We start from the raw sequence: 16,169 nt of genomic DNA, 5'->3' as shown, positions 1-16,169 counted from the left end.
CGTCCGGGCGTTCAAAACCGGTACTCGTCGACGCCGTCAGGGCGCTCCCCGCGATCTCCGTTGGGGGTGCCGCCCGGGGATCGTCCGACCTCGGAGACGCAGGCCGTACAGAACCCGGTCGGTTCGTCGTAGTGCTCCGAGCAGACGAGTCGGCCGCAGCGCTCGCAGCCGTCCTCGACGGACCCGGACTCACAGAGCTCACAGAGCCCGCTGACGCTCATACATCGGATACCGGGCCGAGCGACCTAAAGCTGTCTCCGCGGCGGCGAAGCGTCGGGTCGCCGAGGGGTTGATTGTGGCGGCCGGACAACCCCATGTATGGTCCCGCCGCTCGCCGCCGACATCGACGGCACGCTCACCCGCCCCGACGGGTCGCTCGACCCGCGGGTGTTCGACCCGATCCGGGCCTGGGACGCGCCGGTCGTCATCGCAACGGGGAAATCGTTCCCGTACCCGGTCGGGCTGTGTGATTTCCTCGGGATCCCGACCGCCGTCGTCGCGGAGAACGGGGGCGTCGTCTTCGTCGAGGCGGCCGACGAGGTGGTGTACAACGGCGACCCCGAGGCCGCGGCGGCCGTCGCGTCCGACTACCGGGCGGCCGGACACGCCCTCGGATGGGGCTCGTTCGACGCGGTCAACCGCTGGCGGGAGACGGAACTCGCCGTCGCCCGCGACCAGCCCCTCGCGCCGCTTGAGGCGATCGCCGACGCGCACGGACAGGTCGTCGTCGACACCGGCTACGCGTACCACGTCAAGTCCCCCGACGTCGACAAGGCGACCGGGCTCCGGGACGCCGCCCGCCTTCTCGGGGTCGACGTCGCCGAGTTCGCCGCGGTGGGCGACTCGGAGAACGACGCCGAACTTCTCGGGGCCGTCGGGCGCTCGTTCGCGGTCGAAAACGCCGATAAGGCGGCGACGCGAGCGGCCGGCACGGTGACCGACGGGCGGTTCGCAGACGGGTTCTTGGAGGCGCTCGAACGGATCGAGCGGGCCGAACGGGGATAGCGCTGCGGGCTCTACTTGTCGCGTCTGACGCCGGGGTTCGTCACCGCGCCGTTTGCGGCCGAGCCGAAGGCGTTGCCGTACTTTGCGAGGACGCCGCCGGGGTAGGCCGGCTCGGGCTGTTCCCAGTCGGCGAGGCGGGCGTCGAGTTCGGACTCGGAGAGATCGACCGCAAGCGTCCGCTCGGGGATGTCGACCGTGATGCGGTCGCCGTCCTCGAGGGCCGCGATGGGGCCACCGACGAACGCCTCGGGGGCGACGTGGCCGACCATCGGGCCGCGGGTGCCACCGGAAAAGCGGCCGTCGGTCAGAAGGGCCACGTCGTCCTCGTGGCCCGCGCCGACGACGGCGGCGGTGACGCCGAGCATCTCGCGCATGCCCGGCCCGCCCTTCGGGCCCTCGTTGCGGATGACGATGACGTCGCCGGACTCGATGTGGCCCTCCTGGACGTACCGCATGGCGGCCTCCTCGTCCTCGAAGATCCGGGCAGGCCCCTCGTGGTAGAACTCGTCATCCCCGGTTACCTTCAGGACCGCCCCGTCGGGGGCGAGGTTGCCGTCGAGGACCTTGATCGCGCCCTCGGGCTCTTTCGGGTCCGAGATGGTGTAGAGGAAGTCGGCCTCGATCTCCTCGTCGGCCGGGAGGCCGTGTTCGTCCTCGAGAACGGCCAGTTCTTCCGCGATCGTCCGGCCGGTGACCGTCATCGCGTCCCCGTGGAACAGGTCGGCCTCGAGCAGCCGTCGGACGACGACCGGCACGCCGCCGACCTCGTGGAGGTCGTTCATCACCCGTTCGCCGCCCGGCTGGAGGTCGGCGATCTTCGGCGTCCGCCGCGAGATCTCGTCGAACTCCTCGATCGAGAGGTCGATCCCGGCCTCGGCGGCGAGCGCGAGCAGGTGGAGCACGCCGTTCGTCGAGCCGCCGATCGCGGTCTGGAGCGCGATCGCGTTCTCGAAGGACTCCTTCGAGAGGATATCGGAGGGCCGGCGGTCGGCCTCGACCACGTCGACAGCGAGTTCGCCGGCTCGGCGGGCGATCGCGTACCGCTCGTGGTCCTCGGCCGGCGCGGAGGCGCTGCCGAGCGGGGCCATCCCGAGGGCCTCCGAGATCGACGCCATCGTGTTCGCGGTGAACATCCCGCCGCAGGAGCCCGCGCCGGGACAGGCGTTCCGCTCGAGTTCGTCGAGCTCCTCGCCGCTCATCTCCCCTTGGGCGTACGCGCCGACGCCCTCGAAGACCTGGACGATCGTCACGTCCCGCCCGTCGTGTTCGCCGGGCATGATCGAGCCGCCGTAGAGGAACACCGAGGGGAGGTCGGTCCGGATCGAGGCCATCAGCATGCCGGGGAGGTTCTTATCGCAGCCGGCGACCGTCACGAGGGCGTCCATCCGCTCGCCGAAGGAGACCAACTCGACGGAGTCGGCGATGAGTTCGCGGCTGATGAGCGAGGCCTTCATCCCCTCCGTCCCCATCGAAATCGCGTCGGAGATCGTCACCGTGCCGAACTCGATCGGCATGCCGCCGCCGTCCTCGATGCCCTCGATGGCGGAGGCGGCGACGTCGTCGAGATGGACGTTACAGGGGGTGATGTCGGCCGCCGGGTTCGGGACCCCGACGAGCGGCGAGGAGAGGTCCTCGTCGTCGAACCCCATCGCCCGAAACATCGCGCGGTGGGGCGCCCGTTCGGCGCCCTCGGTGACCTCGCGGCTCCGGAGCCGCTCGTCTTTCTCGTAGCTGCCGGGTTCCGTCTCCGGTGGCGTCTGTTGGCTCATACGACACACGTGGCGGGCGAGCGACTTAATCGTCCCCCTCTCCGAAAACCGGACGTCCGTACAGCGCCGCCCTCGGAGTGATTATATACAACTAGGTCATTAAGGAAACCCGATAATGGCTTCGGGAACGTACGAGGAAATATGCGACCGAACCAGATCGAATGCGGCGCAGAAGTACACGAATGTCTGGAATGCGGGAACAGGACGGAGGCGGACGACGCCGGGATCTGCCCGGAATGCGGCGGGGAGCTTCTGCACCTGGGTCGGTCCCGGGACCTCTGAGCCGCCCGCGGCGGCGCTTTGACGCCGGAGCAACGGGCGGGACGACACGAGGGCGAGACGGAACAGAACGGAACGAGACGCTTCGCCGCTGCCGAAACCGACAACAGGGCCGGCGGCCTACGGCGTTCAATGCGCGTCCGCGTTGACGTCGGGGCGAGGCTTCACTTCGGGTTTCAGAACCTCTCGTTGACCCACGGGCGGCTCTACGGCGGGGTCGGCGTCGGCCTGGAGTCGCCGAGCGTCGTCCTCGAGGCCGAACCCGCCGGGGCGGTCGCCTGCGATCGGTCGCCGTTCGCCGAGTACGCCGCCGAGAGCTGTGCCCTCCTCGGCGTCGACGGCGTCGCCTTGGACGTCGTCGAGACGCTGCCGAGACACGTCGGACTGGGAAGCGGCACGCAGGCCGCGCTCGGAACGCTCGCCGCCGTCGCGGGCGCTCACAACCTCTCGCCGGAGGTCCGAGAGCGGGCGCCGGCGCTAGACAGGGGCGGACGGAGCGGCGTCGGCGTCGCGACGTTCGAGTCGGGGGGGTTCGTCGCCGACGCCGGACACCCGACCGAGCGCTTCACGACGGCCCCGCCGACCCCCGGCGAGTGGAGCGTACCGGCGGTGATCGCGCGCCGCGAGGTGGCCCCGTCGTGGCGGTTTCTCCTCGTGTTACCCGACGCTGACGCCGGGCGGAGCGGCGCCGACGAGGACGAGAGCATGCGGAACGCGGTGGAGGGGGCTGATCCCGCCGTCGCTGATGAACTCGCCGCCGTGCTCGTCAGGCGGCTCCTGCCGGCGGTCGCCGAGCGCCGACTCGGCGCCTTCGGCGACGCGCTCGGCGCGTTCGGCCGGCTCAACGGGACGTGGTACGCCGACGAGCAGGGCGGCGTCTACCGGCCGCCAGCGGGCCGGATCATCGACGCGCTCTCGGAGAGTCCCGCGGTCCGGGGGGTCGGGCAGTCCTCGTGGGGACCGGCCGTCTACGGCGTGACCGACGCCTCGGACGCCCCGGAGGCCGTCGCGGCGGCCGAAGCGGCGCTGTCGGAGCTGGGACTCGAGGGGCGCGTCAGCGTTCACGCCGCCCGGAACCGCGGGGCGGACGTCACGCGGCTCGGGTGAGCCCGCCCGGCCCGAACGCGGGCAGTTATTTAGCGCTCCGGCGGGACGTACCCGTATGGACCGGATCCCATTCGGAATCCCCCGACTGGATTCGACGATCGGCGGCGGCGCGCCCCCGGGAAGCGTCGTGTTGCTCTCCGGGGAGGCCGGCGCGGGAGCCAGCGAGTTCATGTACACCGCCGTGTTGATGAACGCCCTGGCGAGGGCCGATCCGGAGCTTTTCGACCTCTACTACGGCGACCTCGGCGAGAACACCGTCATCCCCGAGGAGGTGCACTACGTTTCGTTCACCGACGCGGGCGAGCAGATCCGCGACGAGATGTCGTTCACCGTCGACGACGAGATCATCGAGAGCGCGGTCGAAAACACCACGTTTCACGACCTCTCGCCCGAGTACTTCCGGCTCAGCCCGGTCCCCAAGGAGTGGTACTCCGACCGGATCGACTCCATCTCGGACCTCGGGGACACGACGGCCAGGCGGAACGTCGCCGAGGCGCTCGGCGACCGGCTGACGGAGCACGCGAGCGGGAACCTCGTCGCCATCGACTCCGTGACAGACCTCCTCGGGATCTCGGACGCGGAGGTTTCGTGGAACGACGTCCCCGTGGTACTGAAGGGGATCGGCCGGGCCGCCTCGGAGTGGGGCGGGCTCGTCCTCGTTCGGATCAACCGGAACGCGGTCGACGACACGCGACACGGGCAGCTCGTCGATTCCGTCGACGGGACCATGGTGTTCAACTGGGAGAGCGGGGGATCGACGCGGGACAGGACGCTGGTCGTCAAGCAGTTCGACGGCGTGCTCTCGCGGATCGAAGCCGAGGACATCGTCCAGTTCGAGACCGAGATCGGCGATTCGGGGTTCGACATCAGCGACGTCCGGAAGATCAGGTGAGCGCGTTTCGGCGGCTGAGGCGGGCGAACCCTTAAGAACGCGTCGGCACCTAACACTCCATAATGGCTACCGAGTCGGCCGCCGACGGGGAACTGTCGGTCACGCTCTCGCCGCCGCTTTCGGCGTGGCTCGACGAGAGAGCCGCGGAGCTCGGGGTCGACCGCGAGACGCTTCTCGTCCGGTTGCTCGGCGCGCACCGCGCGGTGTCGGACGTCGACGACGACGACCTGTCGGCGCTGGTCTCGGACGCGATCGAGGACGCGGAGATCGAACCGGCCGACATCGACGCTATCGAGGGCCGCATCGACGACGTCGAGCGCTCGCTTTCGGACCACGTCGAGGACCTCCGGAGCCGCATCCTCCAGCTCAAAGAGGGCGTCGAGGACGCCGCGTCGGCCGACCACGGCCACGCCGAGATCGACGAGCTCTCCGGGCGGGTCGGGGAGCTCTCGGCAGACACCGACCGCATCGGGGCCGACGTCGAGTCCATCGGGGACGAACTCGGGGGGCTCGCCTCGGAGGTCGACGGGCTCGCGGAGCGCATCGAGGACACCGAGACCAAGCTGGATCGGCTCGCGCGCGCCGTCGTCGTGCTCAAGCGGCGCGCGGACGGGATAGACGGGACGAGCGGCGCGCTCGGATCGATCCGCGAGGACGCCAACCGCAACGGAACGACGAGCGCGAACTGCGAGAGCTGCGGCGAGTCGGTCCGGATCGGCCTGCTGAGCGAGCCCGCCTGTCCGCACTGCGAGCACCGCTTCGACGGGATCGAGTACGACGACTCGGTGCTCCGGCGGTGGCGGACCCCGAAGCTCGTCGACTCCGGGGCGGACCCCGAGGACGACCCCGGGGCCGACGGGACGGCGGGGACGGACGATGAGTGACGGCGGCGAGGACGCCAGCGACGGCGGCGACCGGGCGACGAACGGACACGACGGCGACGGCGACCCCTTCGCCGAACTCGAACCGCTCGCCGACGACGAGATCGCCGGCGAGTCGGTCGAGAACCTCTTCGAGCCGGTCGAGACGACCAGTATCGACGAGGAGGCCCTCTGGGATGCGGTCCTCTCCGAGGAGGGAGAATCCCCGGAGCCGGGGGCGCTCGGAGCCGACGCCGTCGTTTCGAAACACCAGTACTGCAAGCAGTGCGAGTTCTTCTCGGAGCCGCCCGAGGTGGCGTGTACGAACCCCGGGACCGAGATCGAAGAGCTCGTCGGCGTCGATCGGTTCCGGGTCTCGAACTGCCCGATCGTCGCCCGCCGGCAGCGGGCCGATACGGTCTTTCCCGACGACGAGTCCGGGTAGCTCCGGTCGGGGTCGGTCGCACCGAGCCCGCACGCTTTTGCGTTCGTGTCTCGTTCGGCCCGGCATGCAGTTCTGTGACGACTGCGGTTCGATGATGCACGCCGACGGCGAGGAGATGGTCTGTTCGTCCTGCGGCGCGAGCGTGCCGAAAGACCGGTCGCTTGCGGCGTCGTTCGTCAGCACGGAGACCCAGACGGACGGCGACGTGATCGAGTCCTCCCCCGACGCCGACTTCGAGGGCAAACCGACCGCCGAGGACGTCACCTGCGAGGAGTGCGGCCACGGCGTCGCGTGGTACACGATCAAACAGACCGGGGCGGCCGACGAGCCGCCGACGCGGTTTTTCAAGTGCCAGAGTTGTGGCAATCGTTGGCGAGAATACAGCTGAGTCGAACCGAGTCCGCCGCGGGCGAGGCCGCGTCTCCGGGGAACGTGGTCTCTACGCCCCGGGCGTTCGTTCGGCCCCGATCAACAGCACCCGTCCGCGTCGGGCGACCACGCGCAGGCGTCTCCGGTCGTCAGGCCGTGTTCGTCTATGTACACCGACAGGCACGCGTAGTTACAGAAGTACGCCGGCGAGCCGCAGTCGGCGTCGCAGTCGCGAACGCAGATCGGATCGTGATCGAAGATGCGCGAACCGCAGTACGCACACGTCTCGTCCGCGCTCGGGGTGTCGACGGTCGTGGACATGCCTCCACTGTGGGGCGTCTCACACAAGAGGGTTCGGCGCGGGATAGGGGAACAGCCCGCGGACCTCGTGTGTGCCGCCGCCATCCGCGAGCGCATGTTCGCAAGGCGATCGCCCGGCGCTTACAGCTTCGGCCCGCTCTCGCTTTTCGGCTGTCGGTCGTCGACGGGGCTTTTGTCCTCCTCGCGCCCGCCGAGATCGAGCATGTCGGCGACCTTCCGGCGGTTGGTCTCGCCGACCGTGTCGGCGATGTCGTCGACGAGATCGCGCATCGACCCCCTGACCGGGCTCCCTTCGAGTTTGACCGCCGGATCGGCGGTCCCGTCGGCACCGAGGTCCTCGTGGATCGGGACCTGACCGAGGAGATCGACGTCGTAGGACTCGACCATCTCCTCGGCCCCGCCCCGGCCGAAGGGGTCGTGTTCGTCGCCGCAACTCGGGCAGTGATAGAGGCTCATGTTCTCGACGATGCCCAACACGGGCGTGTCGTGCTTCTCGAAGAGCCGGAGCCCCTTGCGGGCGTCGTCGACGGCCATCTGCTGTGGCGTCGTGACGATGACCACGCCGGCGACGGGCAGCGTCTGGACGAGATCCAAGGAGGCGTCGCCCGTTCCCGGCGGCAGGTCGACGACGAGGTAATCGAGCGCGCCCCACTCGACGTTCTCGAAGAAGTGCGTCATCACGTTGTTGACCATCGGCCCCCGGAGGATCGCGGGATCGTCCTCCTCGCCGATCAGAAAGCCCATGCTCATCACCTTCACGCCGTCGGCCGTCGGCGGGACGATCTTCTCGTCGGGGGTGATCCCGGGTTCCTCCTCGACCGGGAGGACGCGGGGCGCGTTGGGGCCGTGGATGTCGGCGTCGAGCAGACCGACGCGTGCGCCCATCTGTTCGAGGCCGGCGGCGAGGTTCGCGGCGATGGTCGTCTTGCCGACGCCGCCCTTTCCGGAGGCCACCGCGACGACGTTTCGGACGTTCGGCATGACCTCCTCGTCGAACCCGTGCTCGTCGCCCACCTCGGCGTAGAGGTCCGGTTCGAGGCCGACGTCCCTGACGGCCTCCCTGATCGCGTCGCCCAGTTCCAGTTCGGCGGGCGCAAACGGCGTGTTGAACGCGAGCGAGACGGAGGCCGTACCGTCGTCGATCGTCACGTCGTTTATCAGCCGCATCGTGACGATGTCCTCGCCGACGAGCGGGTCCTCGATCTCCCGGAGTCGCGCCTCGAGTTCGTCTTCGGTTTCTGTCATCTGATCGGCAATCCTACGGCGCGAGGACGTATGAGGTTTTATTCTCGGGCGATCTCGGCCGGCGAGCGGACCCGACGGCAGAAAGCGAACGCTCGAGGAGGACGGAGACGGGAACGGAACCGAGACGAAGGCAAAAACGGGAGCGAAAACAGAAACGAACGAAACCGGAAGCGGACGGAGGCCGGACGGCGCGGAGCTACCTCGCCATCGGGAAGACCACGCCGATGATCTGGGTCAGGACGTACAGTCCGACCCACATCGAGATGATGAACCCGACCAGGTACGTCAGCGCCATCAGTGATTTGTCCAACTCGCGGGGCTTGCCGAAGAACCACCCGAGGATCGCGGTGTACACCGGAATCCCGATCACGACGAAGATGACCCACGTTCCCGGGTAGAGGAAGTTCCAGGCGTCGAACTCAACCATCAGTCATCATCCCCCGGAGCGCTGTGGCCCTCGCCACGCAGTTCCTCGATCGCGTGGAGTTCGATCACCGGCACGACCTTCAGTATCACCATGAAGAACAGCGTACACATGGCGATCGTTCCGACGAGCGACCCGATCTCGATGAGACTCGGGAAGTACTCGCCGGGCGTGTTCGCGTACATGCTGAACGTCGGGTACTCGATCCCCTCGAAGACGAAGAGGATCTTCTCGGTCAGCGTTCCGGCGAGCACCATCACCGAGGCCGCGAGCGAGCGGCGGACGCTGAAGATGCTCGGCCGAACCGCCTGGGCGAAGATGTACGCCAGCGCGATCAACACGACGCCGATCGCGAACTGGTACGCCGGCGCGGTGACCTTCGCCGCCGCGAACGTGCGCTGATCGAGCGGCGCGGCGTAGACGCCCGTGATGACCTGCTGGAGCTGGAGCCAGACGAAAAGCAGGCTGAACAGCCCGAGCCAAAGCGTCAGGCCGCGGATCACGTCGTCGGTGAGGATGTGGTACCAGTCGTAGGCGCGCCGCACCGTGAGCGCGAGGATGATGACGCCGGCGATGGCCGACGTGAGCGCGATCGTCAGGAACTGCGGCCCCTGGATGGCCCCCTGCCAGCCGGGCATCGACGGGAGCAGCGCGAACAGCCACGGGATGACGCCGCCGTGCAACAACAGCGGGGCCATGACGATCACGCCGAGCGCGAGCCACCAGACGATCCGCTCTATGACCTCGTCCTCGGCCTCGGAGTAGCCGAGCGTCGCGATCTTGTACACCGGTTCGAGGATGTCGGGCAGGTCGTCACGGAGCCGCGCGAGGTCGTACCGGACGGTGAGACCGAGGTACGTGAGCGTCATCACCATGTACATCGTGATGACCGTCACGTCCCACACCAGCGGCGACTGATGAACCGTCACCGGGTACGCCTGCACGACGCTCGTGACGATCCGATCGGGGCGGCCGACGTGTATGACGATGTACATCCCGGCCATGCTCAGCGCGCCGATCGTGAGCAGCTCGGCGAGGCGGGCGACCGGCAGGTACCGCTTCATCCCGAACAGTCGGACGGCGGCCGAGAGGATGATCCCGCCGTGGGCGATCCCGACCCACCAGATGAACGCGCCGATGTAGAGCCCCCAGGTGACGCCGCCGCCGGAACCCCAGTCGGCGAGGTTCGTGACCGCGAGCCCCTGGCTGAGTTGGATCGACCAGAGGCCGAACCACACGAGCGCGAGGAGGCTGGCGACGCCGAAGAGGACGTAGTACCACTTCGAGGTCGACTGCATCGGGCGGACGATGTCGTCCGAACTCGGCGTTCGCGAGCTCATCAGTCGTCACCCGCCCCGAAGGTGTACTGGTCGAGGTGCTCTTTTCTGTTGTCCGTGACGCCGATCTGCTCGTAGGAGACGGGGCCCTCGACCTGTTCGGCCTCGGGGCCGGGCTGGTTGCCGAGGTACGTGATGTTCGGCCGGGTGCCGAGGTCCTCGAGCAGTTTGAACGCCGAGAGCTTCGCCCACGGCGTGACCGTCTCGCCCCACTGCTCGCCGTTGTCGAGTTCGGTGTCGCGGGCGAACTCCTGTTCGGCGCGCTGTCGCATGTACTGCCGCGGTCGGCTCTCGGGGTCGTTGACGTCGCCGAAGTGGATCGCGCTCATGCCCGCCGCGTCGCAGGCCTCCATGCAGGCGACCGTCCCCTGTTTTTCCTCGCCGCTGTGGCCGTCCTGTCGGGTCGGGCACATGGTGCATTTGCCCATGACGCCCTGCGGCGGTCGGCTGTCGCTCCACATGCCACGCTCGTCGTAGATGTGGTCGTTGTTCTCCGTGAGGAGCTGGTTCCGCTGCTCGTAGTCCATCTCCTTGAGCGAGTCCTCGTCGTAGTCGCCGTCCGCGCCCATCAGCTCGTCGAACGGCGTGTCGGGCTCGCCCCACTGGAAGTAGTTGACGCCGTACGGGCAGGCGACCTGGCAGTACCGACAGCCGATGCAGGTCTCGTAGTTCGTCAGGACGATGCCGTCCTTGTCGCGGGTGTGTCGGGCCCGGACCGGACAGACCTTCTCACACGGCGCGTTCGTGCAGTGTTGACACGGCCGGACGAGGAAGTTCTCCTGTTCGGTGCTCTCGTCCTCGTAGCTGAGGACGTACATCCAGTTCGCCCCGGAGGAGGTGTTGTTTTCTTCGATGCAGCCGGTGACGCACTCGAGACAGCCGTCACAGCGGTTGAGGTCGATGACCATCCCGAGTTGCGTGCCCTCGTCGGAGGTGTCCCCGACCGGGTTGGCTCCGTACTCGTCGTCCTTCGGGTCGCTGGAGCCCCCCTGTGCGGAGGCGACGCCGCCGAGACCGAGCGCGGCGCCCGCGGCGCCCATCTTCTTCATCGTGTCGCGGCGGCTCTGGCTCGTGTCGGCGTCGAGGCCGGCGAGCTTGTCGGCGATGTCGCCGCCGCCGGTCAGCTTCTTGAAGATGCTCTCGTCCTCCTCGGCGTTCATCTCCTCGAAGGCGTCGACCGTCGGGCGGTCGTCGACATCGAACTCCTCGACGACGGCCTCGTTGTACTTGTCGTGGAACTCGGCCTCGGAGATCTCGCCTTGGATGAGGGCCATGGCGTCTTCGGCCATATCCATGCCGAGTTCGGTGTCGTACTCGGTGTCGTCGAGCATCTCCCGCATCTCCTCCTCGTAATCCTCACCCATCGGGTGGAACGATTCGTCCGCTGTTTCGTCGTTTTCCCCGCAGCCGCAACTGTCGCGGCCACAGGAAGAGTCGTCTTTGCTCATGTGAGTATCACCGTTCCGCTCGTGGACCGTCCACGGCTGTCGTTCGCCGGCACCCCGGCGCGGGCGATCGGAAGACCGCCGCACCGCCGGAGGTGTCCGGGTCCCGTAGAGAGCAACGCAGAGAGATACCGTCGGGGTCGCGTCCCCGCCGGATCGACGGATCGCGGGGTCGTCCCGTCCGAACGGACCCCGCGACGACATCGGATCGCCCCGATACCTCGATGGCCGGAGGTTCGGGGGACCGGATCGCCGTCCGCTTCGGTGGTGTTCGACGTTTCGGTGCTAGTACCCGTGGTATCGGCGAGCGTCCGCGCGGCGATCGATCCGTCTCGGGCCGCTCCGAGGTCGGTCGCCGCGGCCCCCGAACCGATCCCCGGGTCCTCCGAACACGCCCGCTCGGTCGTGGCCGTCCGGGATCCATCGGCGAGGGGTCGCCAGTCGCCACCGGGTGCTGCCATCACGGCTGGCTATTTGGTCCGACGGTATTAAAGACTCTTCATTCGGCCGGTATTATCGCAATCACAGGCTCGTACTCCGCCGTTTTCGGCCGATGCGGCAGATTTATTACTGTGTGACTACTAGTTTTCGAGCCCCCTCTGCGTGCCCGCCTCGCTCGCGACCGAACGACGACGGATCCGCGGGCTTAACGGGCCGCCGCCCGAGGCACGATCATGAGCGACGACGAGACGGAGCCGGCGGAGACGCCGCATCGGGAGGCGTTCGACCACGATCCGATCGGTCACGCGCGGGTCTCGGCGGGGATGAGCGTCGCCGAACTCGCCGCCGAGTACGGGGAGGCGGGGATCGGGGCGGCGAACGTCGCCGAGGCGATCGACGTCACCGGCGAGATGTTCCGCAGCGAGGAGACGACGGTCTTTTTCGGGCTCGCCGGCGCGATGGTGCCGGCCGGGATGCGGGCGATCGTCGCCGACCTGATCCGCGAGGGCCACATCGACGCGTTGGTGACGACCGGCGCGAACCTGACGCACGACGCCATCGAGGCCATCGGCGGGAAGCACCACCACGGCACCGAGGACCACCCTGAGTACGACGGGCCGGCGTTCGACGAGCGCCTCCGCGAGGAACAGGTCGATCGGATCTACAACGTCTATCTCCCTCAGGAGCACTTCGCGCTCTTCGAGACCCACCTCCGCGAGGAGGTGTTCGAGACCGTCGGCGAAGAGACCGTTCCGATCGCGGCGTTCACGCGCGAACTCGGGCGGGCGAACGCGGAAGTGAACGACCGCGAGGACGTCCCGGAGGACCCGGGGATCGCCGCGGCGGCGTACGAACACGACGTGCCGATCCACGCGCCGGCGATCCAGGACTCGGTGCTCGGGCTGCAGGCGTGGCTCCGCTCGCAGGTCTCCGGGTTCTCGCTGGACGCGCTGGGGGACATGTCGGCGCTGAACGACCTCGCGTACGAGGCGGACTCCTCGGCGGCGTTCGTCGTCGGGGGCGGCGTTCCGAAGAACTACGTCCTCCAGACGATGCTCGTCACGCCCGGCGCGTACGACTACGCGGTCCAGTTGACGATGGACGCGCCCCAGACCGGCGGGCTCTCGGGGGCGACGCTTGATGAGGCGCGCTCGTGGGGGAAACTCGAGACGGACGCCGAGAGCGTCTCCGTCTACGCGGACGCGACGATCACGCTCCCGCTCGTGGTCGCCGGGGCCTTAGACCAACTCGAGCGGTAGCCGGCGGACCGGACCGGAGCCGATCCCGGAACCGATACAAACCACGACGGCGTACGGAACAGTACCCATGAGCGAGGACGACGCGTTCGAGACGGAACTAGCAGAGCGCCTCGTCGAAGCGTTCGGAGCCGACGGAGGCGTCGCGGGCGAGGCGGCGTCGAACGCCGCGGCGTTCCGCGAGGAGTACGCGGAGACGCTCACCGTCGAGGCGGTGATCGCGGCGATCGAGGAGGCCCCCTACGAGGGGTTCGAGGACCGCTTCGACGCCGCGATCGGCGAGTTCGCCGCCGAGAACGAGGACTGTACCGACTCGCGGGCGTACCGCCTCTCGGGGTTCGGAGCGCGGGGTGCGGACCCCTCGATCGGGTCCTGAACGTCCCGTCTCCGGAACCGAACCGAACCGAACCGAACCGAGCCCCGCGGGCCGTCGTTTCTGGCGTTCGCCGCAGTCCCGCGTCGGCGTTGTGGCGTCCACGAGAGCGAACGCCATTTGTATCCGGTTTCCGAACGGCCGGTATGGACCGGCTCCGCGAGTCGCTGCACGAGGCACCGATAATCGACAAGGACGGCTACGAGTACATGGTGCATCCGATAAGCAACGGCGTCCCGGTGCTCGATCCGGCGCTGCTCCGGGAGGTCGTCGTCGAAGTCATCCGGGCGGCCGATCTCGACGTCGACAAGATCGTCGCGCCGGAGGCGATGGGGATCCACCTGGCGACCGCGCTCTCGTTGCAGACCGACGTCCCGCTCGTCGTCATCCGGAAGCGGTCCTACGGCCTGCCGAACGAGGTCTCGCTGCACAAGACGACCGGCTACTCCGAGTCGGAGATGTACATCAACGACGTCGAGGCGGGCGACCGCGTGCTCATCGTCGACGACCTGCTCTCGACGGGCGGCACGCTCGCGGCCATCTGTGACGCCCTGGACGGGATCGGAGCCGACATCGCCGACATCGTCGTCGTGATACGGAAACTCGGGGAGTCCGCGCTCGATGAGACGTCCCACGAGGCGACGAGTCTCGTCGACATCACCGTCGAGGACGGCGACGTGACGGTCCATTGAGCCGGCGGCGGGCTCTCGGCGGTTTTTAATCGCCCGCGCGTCTACCATCGGGTGGCCGATGACGAGCGCTCCGTCCGAGTCGGCGTAGGCAGCCGGCGGTGACGAGCCCTATGAGTGCCGAGGCCACGTTTCTATCCGTACATTTGCGAAGAGAAGTGGACGAGCGTCAGAGAATCGCGTCTGCTGCCCTCTGAGAGAACAGCCGTCATTTGAGGTCGAATAGAGTACAATGTGAGCGGTTAGATGCGACGTGAGGCAGTGGTCCGTACGACTCTGTCTCAAGAGCTATACGAATTAGCACAGAGACAGAGAATACGTCCGACGATGGGTTCAGAATCTCTAAAAAGAGTGTGAACGGGTAGTTGCAGAAAATGTTGGTGAGCTCCTGATTAACACTCCACAGAGACAGGTTGTAGTTTTTGAACGTACGGGCCGTATTTTCTCGAACAGATGACAGCCTCAAGAGAGATTTCGGCGGAGCGTGGTTTAGAGGTCCCACTCCGGGTTGACTACGTTGCAGACGACCCGGCCGAACCCACGTCCATGCTATACTGTACCGATACCGAGGGGACGGAGCTACGGGTAGCAGTCCAGGAGCCATCGGCTACTGAATCGTCGTTGGAGACGGGCAAATGGTACCGGTTCAACCGGGTTGTCCGGTCGAGGTCACGCGGGGGCCACCTCCTGTTTCCATCCGGAAACAGTGGCGTGGAACGTATCGAGGCACCGGAGCCTCAGACACACCCGCCACTGGCTGACCTTGACACCCCGTGGCTGGTCCAGTTGGGGGCAAGCGACGAACGTATCGCTGTGACAGTCCAGCCCCGGCCGACGGATGAAACGGGAAGTATCCGGGTGGAAGACCCGGAGACGTACGAAATCGCCGCCGTTTGTTTCGCATACTGTGACCGGTCCAGTGATGCGACGGTATACCATCGCGAGGAACCCGACACGCGAGACGAACAGCTCCTGCTCGAGCACGTCGTCGAAGACCTTTCCGAGGCAGAAGGAGCAACGCTTGTTACGCGTGGGTCCGACCGCTCTCCCCTCGAAATTCTCTATCAACGTCTCGCGCAAGCATCGGGGGGCGATATCGTTGGGACCGGAGCAGAGCGGGTGCTGGACGGGTGCTTCCACGCAACCCCGGAGAGCGTCCCGATCAGATCGGAGGCTGACACGGTTGTCGAAGCGGCTCGTCAACTCGGCATCGAGGTCGATCCGGTTCTACTCAGCGACTACAACATCGGGATCGACCGGGCAGACTGGCGCGGCGAGGTCGACACCATGCCGCTCTCGGACGTATCCGACCCACGGATGACCGACGGTGACTATGCGGCGCTCATCGAGCGGTATCTCGGTCCCGAGGACGGATCGATCGATTCGGCACAACTCGCTCACTGCCTGAAAGCGTACGCGAGCGCAGATCTTGGTCTACTCCGTGAACTCGTAGCGCACGGCACGATGGACCGACTCGGCTGTCCGCGGCTCTCCGAGCGCCGTCTCGAAGGATAGTCGAGCCGGGCCTACCGGGATACCGCACCAAGAGCCGAACCGAGGACGGTCAGATCAAGCGAACCAACTGCGAACGGTCCTTGCACTGACCGAATATCGTCACTCCTCGTTAGTCGTCTGCGACGACGCTGTCTTCCCAGCCTTCGCTGTGAATTCGCTCGTCGGGCGCTCCAAGCTCGGCCAGTCGGTTTTTCGCCTGGACGACCATCGGCGGGACCCCGCACACGTAGAAGTCCCGCTCGGTGAACTCGTCGAACAGGTCTTCGAGGTGTTCCTGTGCGTATCCGATCCGCCCGGTCCATTCCCAGTTGGGGTCCGAGAGAACGAAGGTCAGGTTGAGATTGGGATTGTTCGCCGCCAGTTCGTTGAGCGTCTCTCGGTGAATGATTGTCTCCTC

Annotated in this window: 19 protein-coding genes; 11 read left to right on the top strand and 8 right to left on the bottom strand. The window is 67.3% G+C overall.

Annotated elements, in window-relative coordinates; translation table 11 throughout:
- Positions 1-11 precede the first annotated feature (11 nt).
- A complete protein-coding gene (locus Q0916_RS00095; protein ID WP_299232630.1) occupies positions 12-221 on the bottom strand; it encodes a hypothetical protein in 210 nt (69 codons plus the stop codon).
- A gap of 97 nt (positions 222-318) precedes the next feature.
- On the opposite strand from Q0916_RS00095, the gene Q0916_RS00090 reads away from it, so the two are divergent.
- On the top strand, positions 319-1,005 hold the full coding sequence (locus tag Q0916_RS00090) for an HAD-IIB family hydrolase (RefSeq protein ID WP_299232627.1): 687 nt from the start codon (positions 319-321) through the stop codon (positions 1,003-1,005).
- An 11-nt stretch (positions 1,006-1,016) separates the two neighbouring features.
- On the opposite strand, the gene ilvD is transcribed toward Q0916_RS00090, so the two are convergent.
- Entirely contained in the window at positions 1,017-2,774 is a 1,758-nt protein-coding gene (ilvD, locus tag Q0916_RS00085; RefSeq protein WP_299232624.1) for a dihydroxy-acid dehydratase, read from the bottom strand.
- Between the two features lie 141 nt (positions 2,775-2,915).
- On the opposite strand from ilvD, the gene Q0916_RS00080 reads away from it, so the two are divergent.
- From Q0916_RS00080 to Q0916_RS00055, 6 genes are all read left to right on the top strand, one after another.
- Positions 2,916-3,056 carry a rubrerythrin-like domain-containing protein gene (locus Q0916_RS00080; protein ID WP_299232621.1) on the top strand — a complete coding sequence of 47 codons (141 nt, stop codon included), beginning with the start codon at positions 2,916-2,918 and terminating at the stop codon, positions 3,054-3,056.
- Positions 3,057-3,185: 129 nt separating this feature from the next.
- Positions 3,186-4,160: a beta-ribofuranosylaminobenzene 5'-phosphate synthase family protein gene (locus tag Q0916_RS00075; protein ID WP_299232618.1), complete on the top strand. Its 975-nt coding sequence runs from the start codon at positions 3,186-3,188 to the stop codon at positions 4,158-4,160.
- A 55-nt stretch (positions 4,161-4,215) separates the two neighbouring features.
- Positions 4,216-5,052, top strand: a complete 837-nt coding sequence (locus Q0916_RS00070) for an RAD55 family ATPase (protein ID WP_299232615.1) — start codon at positions 4,216-4,218, stop codon at positions 5,050-5,052.
- A 62-nt stretch (positions 5,053-5,114) separates the two neighbouring features.
- Positions 5,115-5,936 (top strand): hypothetical protein, encoded by an 822-nt coding sequence (locus tag Q0916_RS00065; protein WP_299232612.1) that lies wholly within the window; start codon positions 5,115-5,117, stop codon positions 5,934-5,936.
- Positions 5,929-6,357 carry a hypothetical protein gene (locus Q0916_RS00060; RefSeq protein WP_299232609.1) on the top strand — a complete coding sequence of 143 codons (429 nt, stop codon included), beginning with the start codon at positions 5,929-5,931 and terminating at the stop codon, positions 6,355-6,357. The genes Q0916_RS00065 and Q0916_RS00060 overlap by 8 nt, the downstream gene beginning before the upstream one ends.
- 64 nt (positions 6,358-6,421) lie before the next feature.
- Complete coding sequence (locus Q0916_RS00055; protein ID WP_299232606.1) at positions 6,422-6,745, top strand: transcription factor S; 324 nt, start codon at positions 6,422-6,424, stop codon at positions 6,743-6,745.
- A gap of 80 nt (positions 6,746-6,825) precedes the next feature.
- On the opposite strand, the gene Q0916_RS00050 is transcribed toward Q0916_RS00055, so the two are convergent.
- The 5 genes from Q0916_RS00050 to Q0916_RS00030 all read right to left on the bottom strand — a co-directional run bounded on the left by Q0916_RS00050 (position 6,826) and on the right by Q0916_RS00030 (position 11,417).
- Positions 6,826-7,047: a hypothetical protein gene (locus Q0916_RS00050; protein WP_299232603.1), complete on the bottom strand. Its 222-nt coding sequence runs from the start codon at positions 7,045-7,047 to the stop codon at positions 6,826-6,828.
- A 120-nt stretch (positions 7,048-7,167) separates the two neighbouring features.
- Positions 7,168-8,292, bottom strand: coding sequence for an Mrp/NBP35 family ATP-binding protein (locus Q0916_RS00045; protein WP_299232601.1), 1,125 nt, complete (start codon positions 8,290-8,292; stop codon positions 7,168-7,170).
- Positions 8,293-8,488: 196 nt separating this feature from the next.
- Entirely contained in the window at positions 8,489-8,719 is a 231-nt protein-coding gene (locus Q0916_RS00040) for a hypothetical protein (RefSeq protein WP_299232599.1), read from the bottom strand.
- Positions 8,719-10,056: an NrfD/PsrC family molybdoenzyme membrane anchor subunit gene (gene nrfD / locus Q0916_RS00035; RefSeq protein ID WP_299232596.1), complete on the bottom strand. Its 1,338-nt coding sequence runs from the start codon at positions 10,054-10,056 to the stop codon at positions 8,719-8,721. The genes Q0916_RS00040 and nrfD overlap by 1 nt, the downstream gene beginning before the upstream one ends.
- Positions 10,056-11,417 carry a 4Fe-4S ferredoxin N-terminal domain-containing protein gene (locus Q0916_RS00030; RefSeq protein ID WP_299232593.1) on the bottom strand — a complete coding sequence of 454 codons (1,362 nt, stop codon included), beginning with the start codon at positions 11,415-11,417 and terminating at the stop codon, positions 10,056-10,058. The genes nrfD and Q0916_RS00030 overlap by 1 nt, the downstream gene beginning before the upstream one ends.
- 755 nt (positions 11,418-12,172) lie before the next feature.
- Between Q0916_RS00030 and Q0916_RS00025 the strand changes: the two genes are divergently transcribed.
- From Q0916_RS00025 to Q0916_RS00010, 4 genes are all read left to right on the top strand, one after another.
- Complete coding sequence (locus tag Q0916_RS00025; RefSeq protein WP_299232590.1) at positions 12,173-13,198, top strand: deoxyhypusine synthase; 1,026 nt, start codon at positions 12,173-12,175, stop codon at positions 13,196-13,198.
- Positions 13,199-13,265: 67 nt separating this feature from the next.
- Positions 13,266-13,571 carry a hypothetical protein gene (locus tag Q0916_RS00020; protein ID WP_299232587.1) on the top strand — a complete coding sequence of 102 codons (306 nt, stop codon included), beginning with the start codon at positions 13,266-13,268 and terminating at the stop codon, positions 13,569-13,571.
- A gap of 143 nt (positions 13,572-13,714) precedes the next feature.
- Entirely contained in the window at positions 13,715-14,260 is a 546-nt protein-coding gene (gene hpt, locus Q0916_RS00015; protein ID WP_299232585.1) for a hypoxanthine/guanine phosphoribosyltransferase, read from the top strand.
- A 450-nt stretch (positions 14,261-14,710) separates the two neighbouring features.
- Positions 14,711-15,772 carry a hypothetical protein gene (locus Q0916_RS00010; protein WP_299232582.1) on the top strand — a complete coding sequence of 354 codons (1,062 nt, stop codon included), beginning with the start codon at positions 14,711-14,713 and terminating at the stop codon, positions 15,770-15,772.
- Positions 15,773-15,881: 109 nt separating this feature from the next.
- Here the strand turns inward: Q0916_RS00010 and Q0916_RS00005 are convergent.
- Positions 15,882-16,169: ferredoxin--NADP reductase (locus tag Q0916_RS00005; RefSeq protein WP_414689301.1), on the bottom strand; the 288-nt coding region annotated here is incomplete at its 5' end.

It is taken from the genome of Natronomonas sp. (assembly GCF_028274965.1).
Taxonomy (GTDB): Archaea; Halobacteriota; Halobacteria; order Halobacteriales; family Haloarculaceae; genus Natronomonas.
The sequence above is the reverse complement of the archived record's forward strand: the minus strand, read 5'-3'. Positions and strand labels throughout refer to the sequence as shown.